Here is a 25,408-nt window from a genome sequence, read left to right on the forward strand (position 1 = left end):
CCGCACGCAGACTCGGGGGGACGATGTCGCAGCAGACCAGCCAGGACCCGGCGATCGGCGCCGACGCACCGCTCGGGGCGGCCGACGACCGGGACCGCCGCGCCGCCGTGATCGAGGCGCTGGGCCTGATGGGCTCCGGCCCCGAGGAGCGCTTCGACCGGATCACCCGGATGGCGCAGGAGCTCTTCCAGGTGCCGGTGGCGGAGATCCACATCCTCGACGAGACGACGCTCTTCACGAAGTCGCCGCAGCCCGAGGGGCCGGTGTCCTACCCGCGCGCGGGGACGTTCTGCGACGCGACGCTCGCCCAGCGGAGCACGCTCGTCGTCCCCGACCTCGGCGCCGACGGAGCCTGGGCGCAGCACGTGCACGTCTCCGGACCGCCGCACGTGCAGTTCTACGCCGGCCGCCCGCTCACGGTGGACGACGGCCTGCAGCTCGGGACGCTCTGCCTGCTCGACTTCGTCCCCCGCGCGCTCAGCCCGGAGGAGGAGCTGCTCTTCGAGGAGTTCGGCCAGTGGGTCGAGCGCGAGCTGCGCGACACCGCGGAGTGGGACCGTGCCGCCGACGTGCAGGCCCGCCTCTCCCCCACCGCGTTCCGCCACCCCGCCGGCTACGACCTGGCCGGTGCCTCGCTGCCCAAGTGGCAGATCTGCGGCGACTTCTACACCTGGACCGCGACCGAGGCGGTCGTCGACCTGACCCTCGTCGACGTGATGGGCAAGGGCACCGGCGCCGCGATCCTCGCCGCCGGCATCCGCGCGGCGTTCCGCGCCCGGGCCGGCGGCGCTCCGGACGCGGTGGTCACCGCGGTCAGCGAGCAGCTGCAGCCGGACTTCTCCGCCACCGAGACCTTCGCGACGCTCTTCCACGGCCGGCTCGACACCGCGACCGGCCGGGTCGACTTCGTGGACGCGGGCCACGGGCTCACCGTCCTGCTCCGCGCCGACGGGACCTTCCACCGCCTCGCCGCGCTCGGCCTCCCCCTCGGCATCGCGGAGGACGGCGGCTGGGTCACTCAGACCGTCGATCTGGCCGTCGGCGACTCCCTGGTCTCCTTCACCGACGGGGTGCTCGACCTCTTCGACGGGACCCTGCAGTCGCTCGTCCTCGCGGCCGACCTGGTCCGCACCTCCGAGGGCGCCATCGGCTTCCTCACCGCCCTGACCGCGCTCGCCGGCTCCGGCCGCGCGCTCGACGACATCACCGCGCTCCTCGTGACGCGGACCCACGACACCCCGCGCCCCGCCGCGGACACCGACCAGGAGCAGGCATGACCTTCAGCACCGAGACGATCGCTCCCGGCGTCGCCGTGATCACGGCGGCGGGCCGGCTCAATCTCGCCGCGGCGCGGGATCTGCGGACGGAGGTGCGCAGCGCTCTCGACGAGGGCAGCAGCCGCATCGTCGTCGAGCTGAGCGAGGTCACCTTCATGGACTCGTCCGGGCTCGGCGCGCTCGTCGCCTGCCTCAAGAGCGCCCGCCAGGCCGGGGGCGACCTCCGGATCGCCGCCCCGAGCGAGCAGGTCACGATGGTGCTCGAGCTCTCCAACCTCGACCGCGTGCTCGTCGGCTACGCCTCGGCCGGCGACGCGTACCGTGACTGAACGCACCCTCGCCTTCCGGACGCCGCCCGACGACATCGAGCTCGTGCACGACCTGCTCGACTCGCTCTTCGGCGAGTGCGCCGATGTCGGCGCCCGCGACCGGATGGAGTTCGAGACGGCGCTCGTCGAGCTCGTCTCCAACGTGATCCAGCACGCCGTCTCGACCACCGCGGTCCTCTGCCGCCTCGTCGTCTCCGTCGACGACGAGGCGCTCCGGGCCGAGCTGGTCGACACCGCCGACCCGCCCGGCGTCGACACCGGCCCGCGGGAGATGCCGGACGCGTTCGCCGAGTCGGGTCGCGGGATCGCCCTCATCCAGGCGCTGGTGACCGCCTTCGACTACGAGCGCACGGCGAGCCGCAACCTCTGGTCGATCCGCAAGGACCGCGCCCTGCAGGCCTGACGCGCGGGGTCGCTCGCGCTCAGCCGATCGTGTGCGCCGTGATGACCGCCGCGGCGCGCGCGAGGTCCTCGACGACCTCCTCCGCGCCCAGGTGCGGGGACGCCCGCAGCACCTCGACGCTGACCGCGCCGTAGCGCTCGTCGACCGCCGCGAGCAGCGCGGTGCCGGAGTCGGTCAGCCGGAGCAGGACGCTGCGCCGGTCCTGCGGGTTCGAGACGCGGTCGAGGTGGCCGGCCTTGGCCAGCCGGTCGAGCAGCGCGGTCACCGCTCCGGTCGTCAGCGACAGCTCGAGTCCCAGCCACTTGGGCGTCAGCCCGGGCGACTCGGCGAGCGCCTCCAGCGCGCTCAGCTCCGAGATCCCGATCCCGGCGTCGAGGGCGACCGCGGCGCGCAGGTGGCGCTGCGCCGTCTCGAGCTGCCGCAGCGCCTGCCGGAGGGCCGCGCCGGCGGGCTGCTCGCCGCTGTCGGCGGGGGGTGTGTTCTCGGGATCCATGCGGCCTTCTCGGGTGTCGGAGCGGGGGTGGGAGCGGGTATCGGAGCGGCGATGTCGCCGTCGAGCTGACTGTCCCCACAACAGGGGGTAATGGAACGATTGCAAAGTATCTTTGCCATCAAGTAACTTACTCGACAAGCCAGAAAACACCCCACAGCGAACTGCACGGCAGTTCACCTTCTACCCGATCAGGAGTCCTGTCATGTCGAACCACACCGCAAAGCGCAAGCGCGTCCGCTTCGCCCCCCTCGTCCTCGCCACCAGCGTCGCCGCCGCCGCGCTGCTGTCGGTCTCGATGTCCGGAACCCTCTCCGGCTTCGTCGCCAGCATCACCAACACCAACAACACCGCCGCCTCCGGCTCGCTCGTCATGGAGGAGAAGTCGACCGGCACCACGCCCGTCACCTGCCTCAGCACCGACGGCGGCTCGGTCAGCACTAACACCGCGACCTGCTCGACCATCAACAAGTTCGGCGGCTCGACCACCATGGTCCCCGGCCAGACCGTCAGCACCGCGATCACCATCAAGAACGCCGGCACCGTCTCGGCCAACACCTTCACGCTGACCCCGGGCGCCACCTGCGCCCAGTCGGTCAACACCGCCGCCGGCTCCTCGGGCACCGCGACCGACTTCTGCTCCAAGCTGAACGTCGTCATCACCTCCGGCAGCACCACCGTCTACAGCGGCACCGCCGCCGCGCTCGCCGGCACCGCCGCCAAGTCGCTCTCCGCCGCCCCCGTCACCGCCGGCACCAGCACCCCCTTCACCATCGCCGTCACGCTCGACTCCTCGGCCGGCAACACCTACCAGGGCCTGTCCGCCTCGCTCCCCCTCACCTGGACCTTCGCCAGCTGATCGAGCCTCCCCGGCTCACGCCGATCGAGGAACCCTCGATCGTCACCTGATCAGCTCATGCTGATCGAGTAGCCCGCAGAGCGGGCGTATCGAGATCCACCACCGAAGACCGCTTCCCCCGAAGCACCCGCCCCACCCCGAGAAACGCCCCCGCAACACCCGACACCCGCACCCCGGGGGCCGCCGCCCAGGCGGCCCCCACCCCGCCGAGGAGGTGGACCCGTGACCACGCTGCAGACCCGCCCCGCCCCCGCGCTCCCCGGATCCACCGCCGTCCCCACCGGCACCGCCTCCCCCCTCACCCCCGCCACCCCCGTCTCCACCCCCGAGCCCCGCTCCCCCCGCTCCCGCCTGCGCACCGTCGCGACCTGGACCGTCAGCGCCCTCGTCGCCGCCCTGGTCGTCACCGCCTTCCTCTTCCACGCCTCCGGCGGACGCTGGTTCATCGTCCAGACGCCGTCGATGGGCACCGCCGCTCCCGTCGGCACCCTGGTCCTCACCGCCCCGACGCCCCTCGAGGACATCCGGGTCGGCGACGTCGTCAGCTTCCACCCCACCACCACCCCCGACGAGACCTACACGCACCGCGTGGTCGACCTCGCCGACGACGGCACCCTGGTCACCCGCGGCGACATCAACGGCGCGACCGACCCGTGGGCGACCGGCGCCGAGCAGCTGATCGGCAAGGTCGTCGTCGCGCTCCCCGGCGCCGGCTGGCTCGCGAAGGGCCTGCCGATGCTCCTCGCCGGCTCCGTCCTCGTCCTGCTGCTCACCCGCCTGCTCTCCTCCCCCACCCACCGCGCCGCGATGCGGGTGCTGGGGATCTCGCTCGTCGCCTCCTTCACCGTGTTCGTCCTCCGCCCGTTCGTCGGCATCGTCGTCCTCGAGGCGACCGTGGAGAACGGGCAGACGGACGCCTCGCTCGTCTCGGTCGGCATGCTGCCGATCCGCGTGACGGCCGTCGGCGGCACCCACGCCGACCTCGTCTCCGGCCAGGTCGGCAGCATCCAGGTGCCGGCCAACGGCGAGGACTTCTACAACGTGTCCTCGGCGCTGCACCTGCCGCTCTGGGGCTGGATCCTCTTCGGCGCGGTCTGCGCCACCCCCGTGCTCTGGACGATGCTGGTCGGACTCCCCTCCGAGGCCGAGCCGCGCGGCGAGCACGGCCGCCGGGCCCGCGCCGCCGAGACCGCCGAGACCGAGTCGGCCACCCGATGAGCCGCCACCGCCGCACCCGCTCCGGCCTCCTGGCCCGCCTCCGCTCCGCGGCGCCGCGGACCCCGCGCACCACCCTCGCCGCGCTGCTCGTCGCCGCCCTCTCGGCCGTGCTGTTCCTCGCCCCCGCCACCTCCGGCGCCTACGTCGCCTCCATCCGCAACTCGAACAACACCGTTGGCAGCGCGGCGGCCTTCTTCACCTGCGACTCGGCGCTCGCCGCCGACAGGGGCGACGCGCTGTTCTCCTACACGCTCGCGCAGGCCACCGGAGCGACGACCGCCGTCGACACCGACTCCGGCGCCTACCCCGGCACCTACCGTCCGGCGATGACCAGCTCCGCGACCACCCCGAAGGCCTGCCCGCGCGACGCCGGCGGCTCCTGGCTGCTGAACGGGACGAACGGCTACCTCAGCACGCCGCTGCAGCTGGCCAACCCGACCACCTTCAGCACGGAGATCTGGTTCAAGACCACCGTCGCGGGCGGCAAGCTCTTCAGCTTCAACAGCAGCCGCGACACCGCCGGCAGCCAGTACGACCGGCACACCTACATCGGCGCGGACGGCCGCCTCGTCTTCGGCATCTACAACAACGGCGTCCAGTCGATCACCAGCCCGAACCCGGTCAACGACGGAGCCTGGCACCACGTCGTCTCCACCCTCTCGCCGACCGCCGGGACGAGCCTCTGGCTCGACGGCGTGAAGGTCGCCGGCAACACCGCCTTCCGCAGCGCGGAGAACACCACCGGCTACTGGAAGATCGGCTACGACACCCTCGGCGGCTCCTGGACGAACGTCGGCCCCGCCTCCTTCTCCGGCAGCCTGCGCTACGCCGCCGTCTACTCGACCGCGCTCACCGCGACCCAGATCCAGAACCACTACAACGCCGGTCGCTGAGTCCCTGCTCTGCAGCCGCACCGCTCCGCCCTGCACCGCCTCGCCCGCTCCCCTCCGCACCCGAACGGACCCCGCCATGACCAGCACCCCCGCGCCCGGACTCTCGCGCCGCTCACTCACCACCACCGCCCTCTGGACCGTCCCCGTCGTCGCCGTCGCCACGGGCGCACCCCTCGCCGCCGCGTCGACCACCCCCTGCACGAGCGTCACGCAGTTCGCCGCGACGAACGCGAGCGGCAACCCCGCCGTCCTCGGCGCGACCTCCGCGTCCGGCCGCACCTCGACGATCCGCATCACCTCGACCCTCGCCGCCGGCACGACCGACCTCTCCGGCGGCACGCGCTACAACATGAGCCAGAACGGCTCGGGCTGGGCCGGGAACGCTCCCGGCGGCGTCCCCTCCGAGTACTCCTTCGCCGGCTTCGGTCCGGCGGGAGCGCTCGTGCTCAATCAGCGTCGCGAGGGCGACCTCGCCGTCCTGCCCACCCCCGGATCCGACGCGCAGACCCTGACCTTCGAGTTCCGCGACGCCGACGGCGCGCTCTTCGACCCCGTCGACTTCCAGCTGACGGTCTTCGACATCACCTCGAACACCGACGCGAACTCGTGGGTGCCGACCTACTGGGACGCCGTCGGCTTCAGCACCGAGCCGACCTCGATCGCCACGTCCGGCTCGCTCCCCGGCACCGGCGCCGGCACCCTCGCCGACCCCTTCCGCCGCGCGACCGGGAACGAGTACACGACGGACGGCGTCACCCGCTCCGACACCTTCCGCTTCGGCGTCTTCCCCTCGGGCAGCACCCTCACCTACACCCAGCACGACGGCCGCCAGGGCTGGCACTTCGTGTCGCTCACCGACCTCCGCTTCGGCGCCGACGACTGCTAAAGTCGTCCCGGACGCGTTGCTTGCGACGCTCCACTTCCGAGGCCCACGCGAGAGCGTGGGCTTTCGGCGTGAAAAGGCCGGTGTGCTCCACGGGCGTGTTTCATGGGGCGATGCACATCGCCTACCTCGACGAGTTCGGTCACATCGGACCCTACGTCTCCCGCGTCGACCCGAGGTACAAGACCCATCCGGTCTTCGGATTCGGTGGGATCGTGCTGCCCGCTGATCGCGTGCGGAGCTTCGGCTCCTTCTTCTTTCAGATGAAGAACCGTCTCCTGGCCTGGGAGCTGCAGCAGTCGGACGTCCACCCCAGTCGCTGGGAGAAGAAGGGCAGCGCCCTCCTCACGACGACGAACATCGAGCGGTATCCGGAGGTGCGCCGGGCGATCAACCGCATTCTCGCCCGCCTCGAGAAGGACGGCGGCCAGGTGTTCTTCTACGGTCAGCTGAAGCCGCTCGGAGACCCCTCCGTCGTTCTCGAGACGACGCGGAGCCGCTACGACCACGCCCTCATCCAGACGATCATCCGAACAGGACAGGCTCTCGACCCGGCCACGGGCTTGATGATGGTGCTCGACGAGGTCGACGACAAGTCCCGTATCGAGGCGTTCGCCTCCGCGAGCGGCTTCATCTACAGCGACGCACGCGGTCGCCACCTCATCGAGCCGCCGATGCAGGTCGAGAGCCACCTCTACCAGACCGTTCAGGCCGCGGACTGGATCTGCGCGCTCCTCGGCCGGATGAGCGCCTACCTCCTCGACACGGAGTGGTCGGAGTACGAGTGGGCGGACCGCTACTTCGCACGTCAGCTGGGCGCAGTGACGATGAGGCGCAGCAAGGTGTGGGACTGCGACGACGACGCGCGGAGCATCACCAGGGTCTCCCTCCTCGGCGATTCGGGTTCTCCCCGAGCGCTGCCAGGATGAGGGCATGCGCGCTCTCGTCCTCGACTCCGTCCGCGGCGAGCCGGAGGTCCGCGACGTCCCGACGCCGGTCGCCCCGGCCGACGGCGTCGTCGTGCGGGTGCTGGCCACCGGGCTGTGCCGGAGCGACTGGCACGCCTGGGCCGGGCACGACGACATCGCCTTCCCCCACGTCCCGGGGCACGAGCTCGCCGGCGTGATCGCCGAGGTCGGGCCCGAGGTCCGGAACTGGGCGGTCGGCGACCGGGTGACCGTGCCGTTCGTCTGCGGCTGCGGCCGCTGCGAGTGGTGCCTGCAGGGCGACGCCCAGGTCTGCCCGGACCAGGAGCAGCCCGGCTTCACCCATTGGGGCTCGTTCGCCGAGTCCGTCGCGCTGCACGCGGCCGACACCAATCTCGTCGCGATCCCGGAGGGCGTCGACTTCGCGACCGCCGCGAGCCTCGGCTGCCGCTTCGCCACCGCCTACCGCGCGCTCGTCGGGCGGGCCCGGGTGCAGCCCGGCGAGTGGGTGACGGTGATCGGAGCGGGCGGCGTCGGCCTCAGCGCCGTCATGGTCGCGCACGCGCTCGGCGCCCGCGTCATCGCGGTCGACCGGAACACCGCCGCCCTCGAGGTCGCGGCGAGCGTCGGCGCCGAGCACGTCCTCCTCGCCGACGGCCGCGATCTGCCGGCCGCCGTGCACGCGCTCACCGGCGGCGGGAGTCACGTCGCCGTCGACGCCGTCGGCAGCGAGCAGACCTGCGCCGACGCCCTCCTCAGCCTGCGCCGCCGCGGCCGGCACGTGCAGATCGGCCTGCTGCCGCCGGTCGAGGGCCACCCGCGCGTGCCGATGGCGCGCGTGATCGCCTGGGAGCTCGACGTCCTCGGCAGCCACGGGATGGCGGCGCGCGACTACCCGGGGATGCTCCGGCTCATCGAGCAGGGCGTCCTCGCCCCGCAGCGCCTGATCGAGCGCACCATCGGACTCGAGGAGGCGGCCGAGCTGCTCCCCGTCTTCGACCGCTCGAACCCCGCGGGCATGACGATCATCGACCCCACTGGTCGCCGGTAATCGCTTTCCGATACGCTGGCCGGATCATGCAGCGCAGACGAGACGACCGCAGCCGCCCGCTCTCCGGAGTCCGACCGTGATCCCGCGGATCGGGCTCGTCGGCATCGGCGGCTACGGCGCCTCGCACCTCGGCGCCGTCCTCACGGCGCACCGCGACGGCCGCGTCCGGCTCGTCGGCGTCGCCGACCCCCGACCGCCGGTCGAGGGGCTGCTCCCCGACGGCGTCGCGCACCACCCCGACGCGACCGGCCTCTTCGCCGCCGGCGGCACCGACGTCGTCATCATCAGCACCCCGATCCACACCCACGCGGCGATCGCCCTCGCGGCGATGGACCACGGCAACGACGTCCTGCTGGAGAAGCCGCCCGCCGCCTCGCTCGCCGAGTTCACCGTCATCACGGAGCGCGCCGCGGCGACCGGCTCACTCGTGCAGGTCGGCTTCCAGAGCCTCGGCTCCTCCGCGATCCCGGCGATCCGCGCAGCCCTGGCCGACGGTGAGATCGGCGACGTCGTGCGCTACGGCGCCTCGGGAGTCTGGGTCCGCGACGACCGCTACTGGTCGCGCTCCCCCTGGGCCGGCCGCCGCACGCTCGACGGCGCGGTCGTCGCCGACGGCGTCCTGACCAACCCCTTCTCGCACGCGACCGCCACCGCCCTCGCGATCGCCGGCGCCGACCGGCTCGAGGACGTCGTCGACGTGCGGCTGGACCTGCGCCGCGCGAACGACATCGAGGCGGACGACACGTCGGTCGCCGTGCTGACACTGGCCGACGGCCTGCGGGTCACGACCGCGGTCACCCTCTGCGCCGAGCGGCCGGAGGAGCCCTCCGTCGAGATCGTCGGCACCCGCGGGACGCTGCGGTTCTACTACACGCTCGACGTGGTGCAGCTCGTGCGCGAGGACCTGCCGCCGCGCACGCTGCAGTACGACCGGATCACGCCGTTCGAGGGGCTGCTCGCCGCCCGAGAGCTGGGCACGCCGCTGCACGCCGGGATCGAGCGCACCGGCGGCTTCCTCCGCCTGCTCGAGGCGGTGATGGCGGCTCCGTCGCCGCGCGCGCTGCCCGCGGACGCCTGGCGCGAGGTGCAGGACGTCGAGGGGCGCCACCGCGTGGTCGACGGCGTCGAGCACGCACTGCAGGAGGCGCTGCGCCGCGAGACGACGTTCGACGCGCTGGATCTGCCGTGGAGCTGAGCTCGCTAGGCCTCTAGAGAGCTCATTGGTCCTCGAGAAGAAGGAGCCCGGTCCGCCGCTCACCCTCCAGCGACGGCGGACCGGGAGTTCAGGGGTGCGCCGCTCAGAGGTGCGGCGACACCGTCTCGGCGAAGGACGCGACGACGCGCTCCGCGACCTCGGGGTACGCCGTGTCCCAGACCTCCTGGTGGAAGATCTCGACCTCGACGTCGCCGGCGTAGCCCGCCTCGACGACCGCGCGGGTGAGCGATTCGAAGTCGATGACGCCCTCGCCCGGGTAGCGGCGGGCGAGCAGCACGTCGGCCGGCAGCGGGGTCGCCCAGTCGCAGACCTGGTAGCTCGCGATCCGGCCCTCCGCTCCGGCGCGGGCGATCTGCGCGAGGACCTGCGGGTCCCACCAGATGTGGAAGGTGTCGACGACCACGCCGACCGCGGCCGCGTCGAACGGCGCGGCGAGGTCGAGGGCCTGGCCGAGCGTCGAGACGACGGCGCGGTCGGAGGCGTACATCGGGTGCAGCGGCTCGATCGCGAGCTGCACTTTCGCCGCCGCGGCGTCGTCGGCCAGCTCTGCCAGCGCGTCCTGCACGCGGGCCCGGGCGCCGACCACATCGCGCGAGCCGGCCGGCAGTCCGCCGGCGACGAGCACGAGCGCGGGGGCGCCGAGCGCGGCGGTCTCCTCGATCGCGCGGCGGTTCTCGTCGATCGCCGCGCGCCGCTCCGGCCCCTCGGGCGCGGTGAAGAAGCCGCCGCGGCAAAGGGAGGAGACGCGCAGGCCGGAGTCGGCGACGAGGCGCACGGCCTCCGCCAGCCCGACCTCGGCGACCGGCTCGCGCCAGAGGCCGATCGCGGACATCCCTGCCGCGGCCGTGGTGTCGAGCGCCTCGGCGAGCGACGCGTGCTTGATCGTGGCCTGATTCAGCGACAGGCGCGGGTCGGCGCTCACGCGGGCACCGCCTCGACCAGGTGCAGCCCCTCGACGGAGCGGGTCACGTCGACCCCGTTCAGCGCGAGCAGTCCGGTCCAGCGGTCGGCCGCGAGCTCCGGCCGTTCCAGCGCGCCGGAGGCGTTCGCGAGCCGGACGATCTCGGACAGGTGCGGCAGCGAGCGCGCGGAGTGCAGCCCGCCCACCATCGAGAAGGCCGGCTGGTGACCGTTCAGCCAGGAGAGGAACGCGACGCCGGTCTTGTAGTACTGCGTCGGCGCGGCGAAGACCTGGCGCGAGAGCGCCTCGGTCGGGCCCAGCACGCGGCGGTACTCGGCGGTGTCGCCCGCGTCCAGCGCCTGGATCGCAGCGGAGGCGCTCGGCGCCAGCGCGGCGAAGGCGCCGAGCAGCGCGTCCGACCAGCGCGGCGTGCCGTCGGCGTCGGGGGCGCCCTCGATCAGGCCGACGTAGTTGAAGTCGTCGCCGGTGAAGAGGGTCGCGCCCTCGGGCAGCCGCGAGCGCAGCGCGATCTCGGCGTCCGCGTCCAGCAGCGACATCTTGATGCCGCGCACCGAGTCGAGGTTGTCCTCGATGATCCGCTGCACGACCGGGAAGGCGTCGACCGGGTCGGCCGCGCCGAAGTAGCCCTCGAGCACGCCGTCGAAGGCGGTGCCCAGCCAGTGCAGGACGACCGGCTTCGTGGCGCGGGCGAGCACGGCGGCGTAGACGCGCTCGTAGTCGGCGGCGGTCTCCGCGGCGCGGGCGAGGTGCCGGCTGGCCATCAGCACGACCTCCGCCCCCGCGTCCTCGGCGAAGGCGAGCTGCTCGATGTACGCGTCGATGACGGTGTCCAGCGGGACGACGTCCTCGGTGAGCTGGTCGGTGTTGATCCCGACCACGAGCGCCCCGCCGACCGAGGCGGCCTCGGCGGCGCTGCGGCGGATCAGCTCCTGCGTCGCGCTCCAGTCCAGTCCCATGTTGCGCTGCGCGGTGTCCATCGCGTCGGCGACGCCCAGGCCCCAGGACCAGACGTGGTGGCGGAAGCCGAGCGTCGCGTCCCAGTCGATCTGGGCCGGGTGGCCGGGCCGGTTCTCGCCGTGCACCAGCGGCACGACGTGCGCGGCCGCGTAGGCGGTGCGCGAGCGCAGCGGGGCGGTGGGCCTCGTGTGCGCGGGCGCCGGGAGCAGCTCGATGGAGCGGGTCGCGCCGTCGGCGCCGAGGAGGGTCAGCCCGCTCACTGGACGGCGCCCGCCTGCACGAGCACCTCGGCGTCGGCGGCGGCGTCGAGCGCGGCGACATCGATCCGGCGGCCCTCGCGCGAGGACTCCAGGCCCAGCTCGGCCAGGCGCACGCCACGCGCTCCGGCGAAGAAGTCGTACTCGTGCGGAGCGTCCTCGACCACGTGGCGGATGAACTGCTCCCACTGGGTCTTGAAGCCGTTCTCGAACACGTCGTTGACGGGCAGCTCCTGCCAGTCCTCGGCGTAGTCGTGCGTCTCGGGCAGGTCGGGGTTCCAGGTGGGCTTGGGGGTCGCGACCCGCGGCTGGATCTTGGCGCCGAACAGGCCGACCACGGCCGAGCCGAGGGTGCCGTCGACCTGGAACTCGACGAGCTCCTTGCGGTCCACGCGCACGGCCCAGGAGGAGTTGAGCTGCGCGGTGATGCCGCCGGCGAGATCGAAGATCGCGTAGGCCGCGTCGTCGGCCGTCGCGGTGTAGGGCGCGCCGTTCTCGTCGACCCGGGTCTCGATGTGGGTGGTCGCCTTGGCGTAGACGCCCTCGATCGGTCCGAAGAGGTTCTCGAGCACGTAGTTCCAGTGCGGGAACATGTCGACGATGATGCCGCCGCCGTCCTCGCTGCGGTAGTTCCAGCTCGGGCGCTGGGCGGCCTGCCAGTCGCCCTCGAAGACCCAGTAGCCGAACTCGCCGCGGACGCTGAGGATGCGGCCGAAGAAGCCGGAGTCGATCAGGCGCTTGAGCTTCTGGAGGCCCGGCAGGTAGAGCTTGTCGTGCACGACGCCGTTCTTGATCCCGGCCTCCTTGGCCAGCTCGGCGATCTCGAGCGCCTCGGCGTACGACTCCGCCGTGGGCTTCTCGGTGTAGATGTGCTTGCCGGCGGCGATCGCCTTCTTGATCGCGGGGACGCGCGCCTTCGTCACGAGGAAGTCGGCGTAGACCTGCCACTTCGGGTCGGCGAGCGCGGCGTCGAGGTCGGTGGTCCAGTTCGTCAGGCCGTGCTTGCCGGCGAGCTCGGCGAGCTTCGCCTCGGAGCGCCCGACCAGCAGCGGCTCGACCTGCACGCGGGTGCCGTCGGAGAGCAGCACGCCGCCCTGCTCGCGGATCGCCAGGATCGAGCGGACGAGGTGCTGGCGGTAGCCCATCCGGCCGGAGGCGCCGTTCAGGATGATCCCGAGGGTGGGGGTGGTCGACTCTGACACGGTGGGCCTTTCGAGGAGTGGGAAGCGTTTTCCTGATGCTAGCCGCGGACCGGTCCCGCGGGCAAGCGCTTTCCCATCCAGCGGAGGAACGGTGGTGGCCGGGTCTCGATACGCCCTTCGGGCTACTCGACCAGCAAGGGATGGCCCACGTCGACGCGTTCCCCGCGCACTCCATGCTGATCGAGTAGCCCGCGCAGCGGGCGTATCGAGATCCACCCCCGTCAGAACAGGCGTCTGCAGACCTGCCCTTCGGGGGACGGCGGGTCTCGATACGCCCCTGCAGGGCTACTCGACCAGCACGACGCACGCTACGCGGGCGGCGCGGCCCGCGGCGGGGTGCTCGCGCGCAGGACGACGCGGGTGGGCAGCTCGACGGAGGCGCCGTCGGCCTCGTCGCCGAGGGCCGCGGCGACGGCGCGCTCACCGAGCGCCGCGAGCGGCACCGCGACCGTGGTCAGCCCCGGGTGCACGTCCTCCGCGATGGGCGCGTCGTCGAAACCCGCGACGCCCATGCCCGTGCCGGGCTCGACTCCCGCCGCGCGCATCGCGGAGGCGACGCCGACCGCCATCAGGTCGGTCACCGCGAAGACGAGATCGATGTCGGTGGAGCGCCCGGCCAGCAGCGCGGCCGCCGCGTCGAACGCGCCGTCCCGGGTGAGCGGCGCCTCGACGATCAGATCCGGATCGACGCTCACCCCCGCCGCGGACAGCCCCTCGAGGAACCCCGCGACCCGGTCGGACGACGTCAGCACCGCCTCCGGACCGCGCACGATCGCGCAGCGCCGGTAGCCGGCCTCGGCGAGCGCCGCCGCGAGCGCGCGGGCTCCGGCGCGGTTGTCCACCTGCACCGAGGGGAACGGCAGCCCGCCCTGGCTGATCATGGCGACCCGCCCGCCGGACGCCTCGTAGGCCTGCAGCTCGGCGATCAGCGCGTCGCGGTGCCGGTCGGCGGCGAAGCGGCTGCCGGCCAGGACGATCGCCCGCGGCCGCCCACCGCGCAGTGAGCGGACCAGGCCGAGCTCCTTGTCCGGGTCGCGGTCGGTGACGGCGATCCGCACGTCCAGCCGCGACGCGTCCGCCGCGCCGATCACTCCGGAGGCGATGCCCGAGAAGTACGGGTCGGTGATGTCGCTGACGAGCAGCGCGATCGTCGAGGTGGTCCCGCGCGCGACGGCCTGCGCCGCCGGATTCGCGGAGTAGCCCAGCTCGGCCGCGGCCGCCTCGACCCGCTCGCGGTACTCGCCCTGCACCTTGCGCGCGCTGCCGTTGAGCACCCGCGAGGCGGTGGCCAGGGACACCCCCGCCGCCCGGGCGACGTCGTGCAGCGTCGCGGCGGCGGTCGTTCGTCGTGCTGCCACGGTGCTCCTCGGGGTCCGGCGGCGGCTTCCCGCGCGCTCGCCAGTGTACGGAGGAGCCGGGATCGGGCGGGAGCGGGTGTCCTCGACGGGCGGTCGCGCTCAGCTCGCGTCGAGCGGAGACACCCCGGTCAGCTCGACGGCGCGGTCCCAGAGCCGGCGCGCGGCGTCCCGGTCGCGGGCAGCGCGGTTCGGGTTCACCTGGCGCGGCGCCCCGCGGACCTCGCCGAGGCCGCCCGGTCCGTAGTAGGCGCCGGAGCGCGCGTCGGGCGAGGTCGCCGCGAGCAGCGTCGGCAGCGCGCCGTCGTCACCGCTCTGCCCGACCGTGCGCATCAGGGCGCCCATGATCGCGCCCTGCCCGTCGCCGGTGTGCGTGTGCAGCTCCGTCACCGACATCCCCGGGTGCGCGGCCATCGAGCCGACGCTCGAGCCGGCCCGGCGGAGGCGCCGGTGCAGCTCGAACGCGAAGACCAGGTCGGCCAGCTTGGACTGTCCGTAGGCCGGCCACGGGCTGTAGCGGCGGCGCTCCCAGTTCAGGTCGTCGAAGTCGAGCGTGCCGAAGCGGTGGGCGAGGCTCGAGAGCGACACCACGCGGTCGGCGATCCGCGGCAGCAGCAGCCCGGTCAGTGCGAAGGGCCCGAGGAAGTTCGTGCCGGACTGCAGCTCGAAGCCGTCCGCGGTGCGCCCCTCCGGGACCGCCATGATGCCGGCGTTGTTGACCAGCACGTCGATCGGCCCGGTCGCCTCGGCGAACTCGCGCACCGAGGCGAGGTCGGCGAGGTCGAGGCGCCGGACGACGACGTCGCCGCCCATCCGCTCCGCGGCTCGCTCGCCCTTCTCGACGGTCCGGCAGGCGAGGACCACGCGGGCGCCGTGCTCGGCGAGCGCCCGCGCGGTCGCCTCCCCCAGTCCGCTGTTCGCGCCGGTGACGACGAACGTCCTGCCGGTCTGGTCGGGGATGTCTGCGGCGCTCCAGGAGGTCATCCGCCCACCCTAGATTCCGGGCGTGCACGCCACCTGGACGCCGGTCAGTCCTCGGTCCAGCGGTACCAGTGCGCCAGGACGACCGGGCCGAGCTCGAGAAGAGGAGAAGCGTCCCGTCGCCGGCGCTCCTCGGCGCTCCCGGTCAGGCCGATCCGGGCCTCCGGCGACATCGGCAGGATCTCCAGGAGGACGTCCCCGGAGCCCGCGTTCAGCGCGTCCAGGTCGAGCACCCACGGTCCGCCGTCCCAGAACTGATCGGCGACGGCCTCGCCGCCGACGAGGATCCGGGCGACGTCGCCGGCCCAGTGGATCTCGAGCTCGCGCCGCTGCGCCGCCGGATCGGTCTCCGGCAGCTCGAGCCGGTGCGCGGCCGCGGCGGCGAAGTCGGCGTCCCGGGGTGCGGAGGCGCGCCCCGCGGACTCGCCGTAGGACACCGGCACGGCGTCGCTCGCGCGGAGCAGGGGCGCCTCGACCGCCTCCGTCTCCGGCCGCATCGACGCCGCCGATCCGGCGACCGGGACGAAGCGCTGCCCTTCCTGGTCGTAGGCGCGCGGCAGGCGACTCCCCGCCCGGACGTCCCCCGCGATCCGCCCCGCTCCGTCGAGCCAGACCGGGTCCTCCGACAGCACGAGGCGGCGCTCCCCCGAGCCGGCATCGACGAGCACCGACGCCTCCTCACCCGCCTCCGCGGACAGGACCAGCACCGAGCACGCGCCGCCGTCGGCCTGCGCCCGCACCAGCACCGGCTCGTCGACGTCGAGGCGGAGGAGCGCGCCGTCCTGCCGCTCCCCGTCCACCGCCAGCCGCGTGCCCTCGGCGAAGGCCAGCTCGGCGACGACGCCCGCGGCCGCCACCAGGACCAGCGTCGGCTCCGCCCCGTCGAGGAGCGTCAGCGGCGTCGCGGTCGCCCAGTCCAGCCGGACCCCGCCGACCGTCAGGCGCACCGGCCAGACCGCCAGCGTCCCGGCCGGCACCGGCGTGCTCACCGAGGGGAACCGCACGACCTCGTCGTCGAGACCCATCTCGAGCACCACGCCCGGGTGCTCCGGCAGCGGCTCGTGCGGCTGGTGCCAGGTGACGAAGACGAAGCCGCTCGCCCCGTCGCTCCGCAGCGCCCAGCGGAGCGTCTCGGTGTCCTGCTGGCTCGACGGCAGCTCGTCCGGCAGCGTCGACGGCATCTGCGCGAGCCTCTCGCCGAAGGCCTCGAGGAAGGCGTGCTGGCGCCGCAGCAGCGCGAGGGTCGGCGACGGCCGGCCGCTCGCCCCGATCGGCGCGCGGAAGTCGTAGTCGAACCGCGGCAGGTCGTTCGGGTAGCCGGTCGCCTGCGACTCCTGCAGCCCGTCGGCGACGGCGCCGCGCGGGTTCGTCCCGCCGGCGTACATGTAGTAGCCCTGCCAGGCCGAGCCGTTGCCGATCTTGGTGTGCGCGACCGCCGCGATGTCGAGCGGCTGCACGGCCGGGCGCCGATGGTAGGCGGTGGCCATGCCGCCGCCGAGCTCGCAGGTCGCCGGCGGGTAGTCGAGCGAGGGGGCGCGGGGCGTCACCGCGTCCGTCGTCGCGCCGCGGACGTCGGCGCCGATCCCCGGGTCGTCCCACTGGTGACTGAAGAAGAAGTGGTCGCGGAACGTCGAGTCCCACGGCGAGTCCGACTCGACCCAGAAGCCGTCCGCGTAGCCGCCGAACAGCGGCAGCACCTCGTCCAGCGGCAGGTCGGCGCCACCCCAGCCCGTCGACGTCCAGATCGGCGCCGTCAGCCCCGCCTCCCGGGCCAGGCCCTTGAGGGTCCGGATGTGCCCGGGCTGGTCGTAGATCTCGTTCTCGATCTGGATCGCGACCACGTTGCTGCCCGGTCCGCACCGCGACGCCAGCTCGCCGCCCAGCGCGCCGAACCAGTCCCGGACGAGCGCGAGATACCCCGGGTCGTCGGTCCGGTGCTCCACCTCGGCGGCCTGCACCCAGTCCGGGAACCCGCCGTTGCGGACCTCGCCGTGGCACCACGGCCCCACCCGCAGCACGACGTCCAGGCCGATCTCCGCGCACAGGTCCACGAACGCGCCGACGTCGAGGTCCCCGTCGAAGCGGCGCTCCCCGCGCACCTCCTCGTGGTGGATCCAGATCGTGTAGAACGCCACGACGCTCACGCCGCTCGCCCGCATCAGCCGCAGGCGCTCCTCCCAGCGCTCGCGCGGCACCCGGCTGTAGTGCAGCTCACCGGAGACCGGGATGAAGGGCCGGCCGTCGCGCAGCACCGAGCGGCTGGTCAGCCGCCAGCGGTCGTGGCGGTCGACCGCGGTGCTCATCGCGGGCTCCCGCGCGGGCGCGGCCCACGGGAGGTGCCGCACGGTGGCGGCGCTGACGGTGTCCTGGCGTGCTGCGGTCATCGAGATGCTCCTTCGGATCCGGTCGACGATCCCGTCCACGCTAGCGGGAGGCCGATCCACACCCGCCGCCTCAGCGCCGCGCCCGCGTCGACGCGCGCGCGACCAGCTCCGGCAGGAACACCGTCTGCCGCGGGATCAGCTCCGGGTCCGCCGCCTCCTCGAGCAGCACGCGCAGCGCCGTCCGCCCGATCACGGAGCTCGGCTGCCGCATCGAGGACAGCGGCACGGCGGCGGCCGCGGCGAAGGAGATGTCGTCGAAGCCGATCAGCGCGATCTCGTCCGGCACCAGCATCCGCCCGTCCACGGCGAGCGCCTGCAGCAGCCCGAGCGCGACCAGGTCGTTGGCCGCGAAGAGCGCGTCGGGGCGGTCGCGCCGCGGCCGGGCCAGGATCCGCATCCCGGCGGCGACCCCCTGCGCGACGGTCAGCGCCGTGGTCGCCACCACCTCGAGATCGACCGACGCATCGCTGTTCTCCACCGCGACCCGAGCGCCCGCCAGCCGGTCGGTGACCTGGCGGATCTCGAACGGCCCGCCCACGAAGGCGAGCCGGCGCCGCCCGGTCGCGATCAGGTGCTCGGCCGCCATCCGCCCGCCGGCCACGCTGTCGACCGAGACCGAGCTGTAGCGGCCGTCCCCGCTGAAGCGGTCGACCAGCACGACCGGCACCCCGCGCCCGCGCAGCTTCTCCAGCCGCTGCGAGATGTCGCCGTACGGCGCGATCAGCACACCGCGCACCTGCTGCTCCTCGAACAGGTCGAGGTACTGCCGCTCGCGCGACGGGTCCTCGTCGGTGTTGCCGTAGAGCACGGCGATCTGGTGGCGCGACGCCTCGTCCTCCGCGCCGCGGACAACGTCGTTGAAGAACGGGTTCTGCCCGTCGAGCACTACGAAGCCGACGGTCGAGCTCACGCCGTTGCGGAGCTTCCGGGCCGCGTCGTTGCGCACGTAGCCGAGCGACTCGACGGCGGCGTTCACCCGGGCGAGCGAGTCGTCGGAGACCTCGTCCGGCCGGTTGAGCACGTTGGAGACCGTGCCGACCGAGACGCCGGCGCGCAGGGCGACGTCGCGGATGCTCACTCGCGCCACATCGCCTCCCCTGGGACGCCGAGCCGCATCTCGCGTTGACCGCTCCGGCTCAGCGTCCCTATAGTAGCGATGAAGCTGGATGAATCGATTCAGGTCCTCTTCATCCGAAGCCGGGACCTGACCGCGATTCCCCTCGATGAGGAGGTACCACCCGTGGCATCAGATCCGCCACCCGCACTCGAGCTCGCCCGCGTGGTCAAGGCGTTCGGCGCCGTCGTCGCGCTGCGCTCGGGCACCATCGCCGTGCACCGCGGGTCGATCCACGCGCTGGTCGGCGAGAACGGCGCCGGCAAGTCGACGCTCGTCAAGATCATCGCCGGAGTGCACCAGCGCGACGCGGGCGAGTTCCTCCTCGACGGCGAGCCGGTCGACTTCTCCTCGACCGCGCAGTCGAAGGCCGCGGGCATCGCCGTGATCTACCAGGAGCCGACGCTCTTCCCCGATCTCAGCGTCACCGAGAACATCTTCATGGGCCGGCAGCCCCGCGGTCGCCTCGGCCGCATCGACCGGAAGGCGATGCGCACCGAGGTCGTCGGCCTCTTCGAGCGCCTCGGCGTCCGGATCGACCCCGACCGCCCCGCCGAGGGCCTCTCCATCGCCGACCAGCAGATCATCGAGATCGCCAAGGCCATCTCGCTCGACGCGAAGGTCCTCGTGATGGACGAGCCGACCGCCGCGCTCTCCGGCGTCGAGGTCGAGCGCCTCTTCACCGTCGCCCGCTCGCTCCGCGACGAGGGCCGCGCGCTGATCTTCATCTCGCACCGCTTCGACGAGGTCTTCTCGCTCTGCGACACCATCACCGTGATGCGCGACGGCGCCTACATCTCCACCACCGCCACCGAGAACGCCACCGTCGACGGCATCGTCCGCGAGATGGTCGGCCGCGACATCACCGAGCTCTTCCCCAAGCAGGCGACCGAGATCACCGACGTCCTGCTCGAGGTGAGCGGCCTCACCTCGGCCGGCGTCTTCCACGACATCTCCTTCACCGTCCGCGCCGGCGAGATCGTCGGCCTGGCCGGCCTCGTCGGCGCCGGGCGCAGCGAGGTGGCCCGCGCCGTCTTCGGCGTCGACCCCTACGACTCCGGCTCGGTCACCCTCGTCGGCGGCCGGATCCCGGCGGGCAGCCCCTCGGCCGCGATGCGCGCCGGACTCGCGCTCGTCCCCGAGGACCGCCGCAAGCAGGGCCTCGTGCTCGACTCCTCCGTCTCGCGCAACATCACGATGGCGATCCAGAAGTCGCTGTCGAAGGGCGGCCTGATCACCGGCCGCGCCGAGAACACCGCCGCCCGCGACTGGGCCGCGCGCCTCGAGGTGAAGACCGACGCGCTCGACACCGTCGCCGGCACCCTCTCGGGCGGCAACCAGCAGAAGGTCGTGCTGGGCAAGTGGCTCGCCACGAATCCGAGGGTCCTGATCATCGACGAGCCGACCCGCGGCATCGACGTCGGCACCAAGTCCGAGGTGCACCGGCTGCTCTCGCAGCTCGCCGGGGAGGGAATGGGGATCCTGATGATCTCGTCCGAGCTGCCCGAGGTGCTCGGCATGGCCGACCGCGTCCTGGTGATGCGCGAGGGTCGGATCACCGCCGAGCTCGACCGGGCCGACGCCACCAGCGAGACCGTGATGCTCGCCGCCACCCGAGGAGCAGCCGCATGAGCACCGCCCAGGCGCCGACGCAGAAGCGCGTGCCGGCCGCGAAGCCCAACGCCTTCTCCTCCGGCTTCGGCTCCTTCATCCGGGCCCGCGAGACGGGCATCCTGCTCGCGCTGGTCCTCGTCGTCATCGCGACGACCGCGAAGAACCCGACCTTCCTCTTCTCCCCCGACGGCTGGCGCGACCTGCTGCTGACGCCGTCGATCCTGATCCTGATCGCGGTCGGCCAGGCCATCGTGATCATCACCCGCTCGGTCGACCTCTCGGTCGGCTCGATCCTGGGGCTGACCGCCTACCTCACCGGCCGGCTGTTCCTCGACGTGCCGGGGATCCCGATCCTCGCGGTCTTCGCCGCCGGCATCGTCTTCGGCGGACTGCTCGGGCTGATCAACGGCGCGCTCGTCGCGTTCGCGAAGGTCCCGGCACTGGTGATCACCCTCGGCACGCTCTACGCCTACCGCGGCATCAACGTCGCCTGGACGGGCAGCGACCGGATCAACGCGTCCGACATGCCCAAGGACTTCCTCGCCCTGGGCACCGGGCAGTTCCTCACCATCCCCTACCTCACGATCATCGCGCTCGTCGTGCTGGTCGCCGCGGGCTGGTACCTGCGCAACCAGCGCGCCGGCCGCGAGTTCTACGCGATCGGCTCCGACCCGGACGCGGCGCGGCTCTACGGCCTGCCCGTCACCCGGCGCATCCTCGTCGCCTTCGTCGTCTCCGGCGCGCTGACCGGCCTGGCCGGCGTGCTCTACGCCGCGCGCTACGGCACCGTCAACTCGCAGGCCGGCTCCGGCTACGAGCTCGACGCGGTCGGCGCCGCGGTGATCGGCGGCGTCGCGATCTTCGGCGGCTCCGGCACGGTCTGGGGCGCGGCGATCGGCGCGGTGCTGCTGCTCACCATCAACCGGGCCCTGCCGATCCTGGGCGTGCCCGACTTCTGGCAGCGCGCGGTCGTCGGCGTGCTGATCATCGGCGCGATCGTGCTCGACCGCGTGCTCTCCCTCCGACAGTCCCGCAAGCTCCTCGAAGAGAGGGACGACTCCTGATGAGCCTCGTCACCGACACCACCGCCGTGCGCACCGCGCGCGAGTACCGCGACTACGCCCGGCCGGCCTGGCAGCGCGTCCTGTTCAGCCGCGAGACGGCGATCGTCGTGCTGCTGATCCTCGTGATCGTCGTCGCCTCCGCCTCGGTGAAGAGCTTCGACAAGCCGATCACCATCACCTACCTGTTCCTCGACATCGCGCCGACGCTGCTGATCGCGCTGCCGATGACGCTGATCATCATCACCGGCGAGATCGACCTGTCGGTCGCCTCCACCGTCGGGCTGGCGAGCGTGCTCACCGGCACGCTGCACCAGGCCGGAGTGCCGTTCGAGGTCGCCGCGCTGATCGCGATCGTCGCTGGCGCGGTCGGCGGAGCGCTGAACGGCTTCCTCGTCACGGTGGTCGGGCTGCCCTCGCTCGCCGTCACGATCGGCACGCTCGCGCTCTACCGCGGGCTCGCGGTCGGACTGCTCGGCACCACCGCCGTCACCGACTTCCCCGAGTTCTGGACCGACCTCGCCAAGGCGAAGCTGGTCGGCCCGGTGCCGCTGGTGGTGCTGCCGTTCGCGATCCTGGCGATCGTCTTCGCGGTGGTGCTGCACTCCACCCGCTTCGGCCGCGGCGTCTTCGCCATCGGCCTGAACGACGAGGCGGCGATCTTCTCCGGCGTGAACGTGAACCGCACCAAGTTCATCCTCTTCGTGGTCTCCGGCGCCGTCTCCGCGCTGGCCGGCATCTACTACACGCTCCGCTACGGCTCCGCCCGCGGCGACAACGCGACCGGGCTCGAGCTGCAGGTGATCGCGGCCGTCCTGCTGGGCGGCGTCTCGATCTTCGGCGGCCGCGGCGCCCTGCACGGCGTGATCGCCGGCGTGATCCTGATCGGCGTGATCGCCTCGGCCCTGCGCCTCGCGAACGTCACCTCCGACGTCATCAACATCATCACCGGAGTGCTGCTCGTGCTCTCGGTGGTGTCCACCAGCTTCCTGGCCTGGCTGTCGCGACTGCGGCGCTCGGGCAGGAGACGCCCCTGATCCCGCATCACCGGCACAGCACCCGCACCACCCCGCACCACCCCCACAGCACCTCGACGAAAGGCAGACGATGATGTTCTCCTCCCGTGGGCGCCGCTTCGGCACCCTCACCGCACTGGCCGTCTCGGTCGCGCTCGTCGCGACCGGCTGCTCCGCCTCCGACGGCGACGCCGGCTCGGACGCCGGCAGCGACGCCGGCTCCGGCGACTACTCGATCACCTTCCTGCCGAAGAACCTCGGCAACGCGTACTTCGACACCTCCGACGCCGGCGGCGAGAAGGCCATCGAGGAGTTCGGCGGCACCTACGCCGAGGTCGGGCCCGCCGAGGCCTCCCCCGACGCGCAGGTCTCCTACATCAACACGCTCACCCAGCAGGGCGCCGGAGCGATCGTCGTCTCGGCGAACGACCCGAAAGCGATCTGCGACGCGCTGAACGAGGCGCGCGACAACGGCACCAAGGTCGTCACCTTCGACTCCGACACCAACGCCGACTGCCGCGACCTCTACATCAACCAGGCCACCGCCGAGGGCATCGCCAAGGCGCAGGTCGACCTGATCACCGAGCAGATCGGCGACAGCGGCGAGGTCGCGATCCTCTCCGCCTCCGCGAACGCCACGAACCAGAACGCCTGGATCGAGCTGATGGAGGAGGAGCTCACCGCGAACCACCCGGACGTCACGCTCGTCGACACCGTCTACGGCGACGACGACGACCAGACCTCGTTCGACAAGACCGCGGCCCTCCTGCAGACCCACCCCGACCTCAAGGGCATCATCTCGCCCACGACGGTCGGCATCGCCGCCGCCGCCCGCTACCTCTCCACCTCGGACTTCAAGGGCAAGGTCGCGCTGACCGGTCTCGGCACGCCGAACCAGATGCGCGAGTTCGTCGAGGACGGCACCGTCACCGCGTTCGCGCTGTGGAACCCGGGAGACCTCGGCTACCTCGCCGCCTACGCCTCGAAGGCCCTGATCGACGGCGACATCACCGGCGCCGAGGGCGACACCTTCGAGGCCGGCGACCTCGGCTCCTTCACGGTCGACGCCGACGGCACCGTCCTGCTCGGCGACCCCTTCACCTTCACCGCCGACAACATCGCCGACTTCGACTTCTGACCCGTTCCGCAGCCCTGCTGATCGAGTAGCGCCCACAGTGCGACGCCGTCCATGCTGATCGAGTAGCGCCCGCAGGGCGACGCCGTCCATGCCGATCGAGTAGCGCCCGCAGGGCGCGTATCGAGATCCACCGTCCATGAAACGGTGGGTCTCGATACGCCGCTCCGCGGCTACTCGACCAGCATGAAGTCACGCCGATCGAACGGCGCCTGCGCGGCATGCTTCTGAATCAGCCGCCTGCAGGGCGACCCCGTTCATGCTGATCGAGTAGCGCCCGCAGGGCGCGTATCGAGATCCCCCACCGAGAGGCCCCACCCCATGCAGCGCGTCTGCTTCCAGCTCCAGGTGCGACCCGAGCGCATCCCCGAGTACACCCGCCGGCACGCCGCGATCTGGCCCGACATGGCCGCCGCCCTGAAGGCCACCGGCTGGAACAACTACTCCCTCTTCCTCCGCCCCGACGGTCTGCTGATCGGCTACTTCGAGACCCCGTCGCTCGAGGCCGCCCGCGCCGGGATGGCCGCCACCGAGGTCAACGCCCGCTGGCAGACCGAGATGGCCGAGTTCTTCGTCGAGCTCGACGGCGCTCCCGACACCGGCTTCCTGCAGCTGACCGAGGTCTTCCACCTCGAGGACCAGCTGTCCTGACCCCTCCCCTCCTCCCCGACACCCATCGGACAGAGCCGCGGCTCCGAATGATGCACGGGGCCGATCGAGGAGGTAGTGCGGGATGTCGTTCAACAGCCGCCGCTGGCAGGTCCGCACCATCGTGGCGCGGGTCCAGGCCACCGCAGCACTCAGCACGTCGACGCTGGACACGGCCGCTCGCGCCGACCGCAAGCTCGAGATCCTCCGGATCGCGGACGGCGTCGACGCCGGGCGGGTCAGCAACGACGAGGCCGTCGCCGCGTTCGAGCGCCTGGCCCAGGACGTCGGCCACACTCCCGAGGCGCGGCTCGGTTGACGCCTCCGCACCCGGGCGCACCGTGACGGACGGCGCCCCGTCCGCGCAGGACGACCTCGTCCCGACGCTCGCCGACGGCGACCACGCCGCGTTCCGCCGGCTCTACGAGCGCACCGTCCGCCGCGTCCGCTCGATCACCGTCGGCATCCTGCAGGACCACGCGCAGGCCGAGGAGGTCGCGCAGGAGACCTACTTCGAGCTCTGGCGCTCCGCCGGCCGGCACGCGGTCCTCGAGGAGCAGCAGCACCTCGTCGCCGTCATCGCCCGCCGCCGCGCCATCGACCGGGTCCGCGCCGCGCAGTCCTCCCGCGAGCGCGACCACCGCTACGCGATCCACAGCTACCTCCGCGAGATCGACGAGGCGGAGTCGCACGGCGAGATCGCCGGCGAGTTCCGCCGTGCCGCGGCCGAGATCCGCCGCCTCGCCCCGAAGCACCGCGACCTGCTCTTCCTCGCCTACGTCCGCGGCCTGACCCACGCCGAGATCGCCACCGAGCTCGGCCTGCCGATCGGCACCGTCAAGACCCGCCTCCGCGACACCCTCGCCCGCCTCCGCCGCGAGCTGACGCCCCCGTCCCCCTGACCCGCACTGCACGCCGGTCGAGCACCCGCGCAGCGCCCCTGCATGCGGGTCGAGCACCCGCGCAGCGCCCCTCCATGCTGGTCAATCACCCGCACAGCGGCCCTCCATGCTGGCCGAGCACCCGCGCAGCGGCCCCTGCATGCTGGTCGAGTAGCCGCGCAGCGGCGTATCGAGACCCACATCCTCAGCACGGCGGCCCTGCAGCGTCCCCTCCGACGTCGTCATCGCCCGACGCGGACGCAGAACATCAGCCAGGAGCCCGTCTCATCGCCCATCAGCGATGACACGCGCCTCCAGCCGATGTTCTGCCGCCGC

Annotated in this window: 25 protein-coding genes; 17 read left to right on the forward strand and 8 right to left on the reverse strand. The window is 72.6% G+C overall.

Translation table 11 applies throughout. From position 1 onward, the window contains the following. The first annotated feature begins 23 nt into the window (after positions 1–23). From EDF43_RS18145 to EDF43_RS18155, 3 genes are read left to right on the forward strand one after another with little or no spacing between them, the layout of a single operon-like run. Positions 24–1,277 (forward strand): GAF domain-containing SpoIIE family protein phosphatase, encoded by a 1,254-nt coding sequence (locus EDF43_RS18145; protein WP_132437964.1) that lies wholly within the window; start codon positions 24–26, stop codon positions 1,275–1,277. Then, entirely contained in the window at positions 1,274–1,606 is a 333-nt protein-coding gene (locus EDF43_RS18150) for an STAS domain-containing protein (RefSeq protein ID WP_123446750.1), read from the forward strand. The genes EDF43_RS18145 and EDF43_RS18150 overlap by 4 nt, the downstream gene beginning before the upstream one ends. Then, positions 1,599–2,009 (forward strand): ATP-binding protein, encoded by a 411-nt coding sequence (locus tag EDF43_RS18155; protein ID WP_132437965.1) that lies wholly within the window; start codon positions 1,599–1,601, stop codon positions 2,007–2,009. The genes EDF43_RS18150 and EDF43_RS18155 overlap by 8 nt, the downstream gene beginning before the upstream one ends. 19 nt (positions 2,010–2,028) lie before the next feature. On the opposite strand, the gene EDF43_RS18160 is transcribed toward EDF43_RS18155, so the two are convergent. Further along, a complete protein-coding gene (locus EDF43_RS18160; RefSeq protein ID WP_132437966.1) occupies positions 2,029–2,502 on the reverse strand; it encodes a MarR family transcriptional regulator in 474 nt (157 codons plus the stop codon). 202 nt (positions 2,503–2,704) lie between these two features. Between EDF43_RS18160 and EDF43_RS18165 the strand changes: the two genes are divergently transcribed. The 7 genes from EDF43_RS18165 (at position 2,705) to EDF43_RS18195 (ending at position 9,524) form a co-directional block, all read left to right on the forward strand. Next, on the forward strand, positions 2,705–3,358 hold the full coding sequence (locus EDF43_RS18165; RefSeq protein ID WP_123736647.1) for a hypothetical protein: 654 nt from the start codon (positions 2,705–2,707) through the stop codon (positions 3,356–3,358). 222 nt (positions 3,359–3,580) lie between these two features. Beyond that, positions 3,581–4,576, forward strand: a complete 996-nt coding sequence (locus tag EDF43_RS21995) for a signal peptidase I (protein WP_165909171.1) — start codon at positions 3,581–3,583, stop codon at positions 4,574–4,576. Next, positions 4,573–5,469 carry a LamG domain-containing protein gene (locus tag EDF43_RS18175; protein WP_123736646.1) on the forward strand — a complete coding sequence of 299 codons (897 nt, stop codon included), beginning with the start codon at positions 4,573–4,575 and terminating at the stop codon, positions 5,467–5,469. The genes EDF43_RS21995 and EDF43_RS18175 overlap by 4 nt, the downstream gene beginning before the upstream one ends. Before the next feature lie 76 nt (positions 5,470–5,545). After that, positions 5,546–6,355 (forward strand): hypothetical protein, encoded by an 810-nt coding sequence (locus tag EDF43_RS18180; RefSeq protein ID WP_132437967.1) that lies wholly within the window; start codon positions 5,546–5,548, stop codon positions 6,353–6,355. A 110-nt stretch (positions 6,356–6,465) separates the two neighbouring features. Next, the gene (locus tag EDF43_RS18185; RefSeq protein ID WP_132437968.1) at positions 6,466–7,281 is read left to right on the forward strand and encodes a DUF3800 domain-containing protein; all 816 of its coding nucleotides are present in this window, start codon (positions 6,466–6,468) and stop codon (positions 7,279–7,281) included. A gap of 4 nt (positions 7,282–7,285) precedes the next feature. Next, positions 7,286–8,329: a zinc-dependent alcohol dehydrogenase family protein gene (locus EDF43_RS18190; RefSeq protein ID WP_132437969.1), complete on the forward strand. Its 1,044-nt coding sequence runs from the start codon at positions 7,286–7,288 to the stop codon at positions 8,327–8,329. A gap of 76 nt (positions 8,330–8,405) precedes the next feature. Next, the gene (locus EDF43_RS18195; protein WP_132437970.1) at positions 8,406–9,524 is read left to right on the forward strand and encodes a Gfo/Idh/MocA family oxidoreductase; all 1,119 of its coding nucleotides are present in this window, start codon (positions 8,406–8,408) and stop codon (positions 9,522–9,524) included. A gap of 103 nt (positions 9,525–9,627) precedes the next feature. Here the strand turns inward: EDF43_RS18195 and EDF43_RS22440 are convergent, their stop codons facing one another. From EDF43_RS22440 to EDF43_RS18230, 7 genes are all read right to left on the reverse strand, one after another. Beyond that, positions 9,628–10,467, reverse strand: a complete 840-nt coding sequence (locus EDF43_RS22440) for a sugar phosphate isomerase/epimerase family protein (protein WP_132437971.1) — start codon at positions 10,465–10,467, stop codon at positions 9,628–9,630. Continuing rightward, on the reverse strand, positions 10,464–11,684 hold the full coding sequence (locus EDF43_RS22445) for a DUF993 family protein (protein WP_132437972.1): 1,221 nt from the start codon (positions 11,682–11,684) through the stop codon (positions 10,464–10,466). The genes EDF43_RS22440 and EDF43_RS22445 overlap by 4 nt, the downstream gene beginning before the upstream one ends. After that, positions 11,681–12,826, reverse strand: coding sequence for a Gfo/Idh/MocA family oxidoreductase (locus EDF43_RS18210; protein ID WP_123447046.1), 1,146 nt, complete (start codon positions 12,824–12,826; stop codon positions 11,681–11,683). The genes EDF43_RS22445 and EDF43_RS18210 overlap by 4 nt, the downstream gene beginning before the upstream one ends. A 365-nt stretch (positions 12,827–13,191) precedes the next feature. Beyond that, complete coding sequence (locus EDF43_RS18215) at positions 13,192–14,241, reverse strand: LacI family DNA-binding transcriptional regulator (RefSeq protein WP_123736640.1); 1,050 nt, start codon at positions 14,239–14,241, stop codon at positions 13,192–13,194. A 99-nt stretch (positions 14,242–14,340) separates the two neighbouring features. Next, positions 14,341–15,222: an oxidoreductase gene (locus tag EDF43_RS18220; RefSeq protein ID WP_132437973.1), complete on the reverse strand. Its 882-nt coding sequence runs from the start codon at positions 15,220–15,222 to the stop codon at positions 14,341–14,343. A gap of 44 nt (positions 15,223–15,266) precedes the next feature. Next, positions 15,267–17,603, reverse strand: coding sequence for a beta-galactosidase (locus EDF43_RS18225; protein WP_132437974.1), 2,337 nt, complete (start codon positions 17,601–17,603; stop codon positions 15,267–15,269). Between the two features lie 70 nt (positions 17,604–17,673). Next, complete coding sequence (locus EDF43_RS18230; protein WP_123705492.1) at positions 17,674–18,690, reverse strand: LacI family DNA-binding transcriptional regulator; 1,017 nt, start codon at positions 18,688–18,690, stop codon at positions 17,674–17,676. A gap of 153 nt (positions 18,691–18,843) precedes the next feature. On the opposite strand from EDF43_RS18230, the gene EDF43_RS18235 reads away from it, so the two are divergent. From EDF43_RS18235 to EDF43_RS18265, 7 genes are all read left to right on the forward strand, one after another. Further along, positions 18,844–20,349: a sugar ABC transporter ATP-binding protein gene (locus tag EDF43_RS18235; RefSeq protein ID WP_243646359.1), complete on the forward strand. Its 1,506-nt coding sequence runs from the start codon at positions 18,844–18,846 to the stop codon at positions 20,347–20,349. After that, positions 20,346–21,395: an ABC transporter permease gene (locus EDF43_RS18240; protein ID WP_132437976.1), complete on the forward strand. Its 1,050-nt coding sequence runs from the start codon at positions 20,346–20,348 to the stop codon at positions 21,393–21,395. Before EDF43_RS18235 ends, EDF43_RS18240 begins: the two co-directional genes overlap by 4 nt. Next, positions 21,395–22,429 (forward strand): ABC transporter permease, encoded by a 1,035-nt coding sequence (locus tag EDF43_RS18245; RefSeq protein ID WP_132437977.1) that lies wholly within the window; start codon positions 21,395–21,397, stop codon positions 22,427–22,429. Before EDF43_RS18240 ends, EDF43_RS18245 begins: the two co-directional genes overlap by 1 nt. A gap of 70 nt (positions 22,430–22,499) precedes the next feature. After that, positions 22,500–23,546 carry a rhamnose ABC transporter substrate-binding protein gene (gene rhaS, locus EDF43_RS18250; protein ID WP_132437978.1) on the forward strand — a complete coding sequence of 349 codons (1,047 nt, stop codon included), beginning with the start codon at positions 22,500–22,502 and terminating at the stop codon, positions 23,544–23,546. 318 nt (positions 23,547–23,864) lie between these two features. After that, the gene (locus EDF43_RS18255) at positions 23,865–24,194 is read left to right on the forward strand and encodes an L-rhamnose mutarotase (RefSeq protein WP_132437979.1); all 330 of its coding nucleotides are present in this window, start codon (positions 23,865–23,867) and stop codon (positions 24,192–24,194) included. A gap of 82 nt (positions 24,195–24,276) precedes the next feature. Continuing rightward, the gene (locus EDF43_RS18260) at positions 24,277–24,510 is read left to right on the forward strand and encodes a hypothetical protein (protein ID WP_165909178.1); all 234 of its coding nucleotides are present in this window, start codon (positions 24,277–24,279) and stop codon (positions 24,508–24,510) included. A gap of 22 nt (positions 24,511–24,532) precedes the next feature. Further along, a complete protein-coding gene (locus EDF43_RS18265) occupies positions 24,533–25,093 on the forward strand; it encodes a sigma-70 family RNA polymerase sigma factor (protein ID WP_132437981.1) in 561 nt (186 codons plus the stop codon). Positions 25,094–25,408 lie beyond the last annotated feature (315 nt).

This window comes from Rathayibacter sp. PhB179, from assembly GCF_004345345.1.
GTDB lineage: Bacteria > Actinomycetota > Actinomycetes > Actinomycetales > Microbacteriaceae > Rathayibacter > Rathayibacter festucae.

What these genes read in the sequence shown, in the direction of transcription:
- EDF43_RS18145 (WP_132437964.1), top strand. Translation starts at nt 24, where the DNA reads ATGTCGCAGCAGACCAGCCAGGACCCGGCGATCGGCGCCGACGCACCG.
- EDF43_RS18150 (WP_123446750.1), top strand. Translation starts at nt 1,274, where the DNA reads ATGACCTTCAGCACCGAGACGATCGCTCCCGGCGTCGCCGTGATCACG.
- EDF43_RS18160 (WP_132437966.1), bottom strand. Translation starts at nt 2,502, where the DNA reads ATGGATCCCGAGAACACACCCCCCGCCGACAGCGGCGAGCAGCCCGCC.
- EDF43_RS18165 (WP_123736647.1), top strand. Translation starts at nt 2,705, where the DNA reads ATGTCGAACCACACCGCAAAGCGCAAGCGCGTCCGCTTCGCCCCCCTC.
- EDF43_RS18175 (WP_123736646.1), top strand. Translation starts at nt 4,573, where the DNA reads ATGAGCCGCCACCGCCGCACCCGCTCCGGCCTCCTGGCCCGCCTCCGC.
- EDF43_RS18180 (WP_132437967.1), top strand. Translation starts at nt 5,546, where the DNA reads ATGACCAGCACCCCCGCGCCCGGACTCTCGCGCCGCTCACTCACCACC.
- EDF43_RS18185 (WP_132437968.1), top strand. Translation starts at nt 6,466, where the DNA reads ATGCACATCGCCTACCTCGACGAGTTCGGTCACATCGGACCCTACGTC.
- EDF43_RS18190 (WP_132437969.1), top strand. Translation starts at nt 7,286, where the DNA reads ATGCGCGCTCTCGTCCTCGACTCCGTCCGCGGCGAGCCGGAGGTCCGC.
- EDF43_RS18210 (WP_123447046.1), bottom strand. Translation starts at nt 12,826, where the DNA reads ATGGGCTACCGCCAGCACCTCGTCCGCTCGATCCTGGCGATCCGCGAG.
- EDF43_RS18220 (WP_132437973.1), bottom strand. Translation starts at nt 15,222, where the DNA reads ATGACCTCCTGGAGCGCCGCAGACATCCCCGACCAGACCGGCAGGACG.
- EDF43_RS18225 (WP_132437974.1), bottom strand. Translation starts at nt 17,603, where the DNA reads ATGACCGCAGCACGCCAGGACACCGTCAGCGCCGCCACCGTGCGGCAC.
- EDF43_RS18240 (WP_132437976.1), top strand. Translation starts at nt 20,346, where the DNA reads ATGAGCACCGCCCAGGCGCCGACGCAGAAGCGCGTGCCGGCCGCGAAG.
- EDF43_RS18245 (WP_132437977.1), top strand. Translation starts at nt 21,395, where the DNA reads ATGAGCCTCGTCACCGACACCACCGCCGTGCGCACCGCGCGCGAGTAC.
- rhaS (WP_132437978.1), top strand. Translation starts at nt 22,500, where the DNA reads ATGATGTTCTCCTCCCGTGGGCGCCGCTTCGGCACCCTCACCGCACTG.
- EDF43_RS18255 (WP_132437979.1), top strand. Translation starts at nt 23,865, where the DNA reads ATGCAGCGCGTCTGCTTCCAGCTCCAGGTGCGACCCGAGCGCATCCCC.
- EDF43_RS18260 (WP_165909178.1), top strand. Translation starts at nt 24,277, where the DNA reads ATGTCGTTCAACAGCCGCCGCTGGCAGGTCCGCACCATCGTGGCGCGG.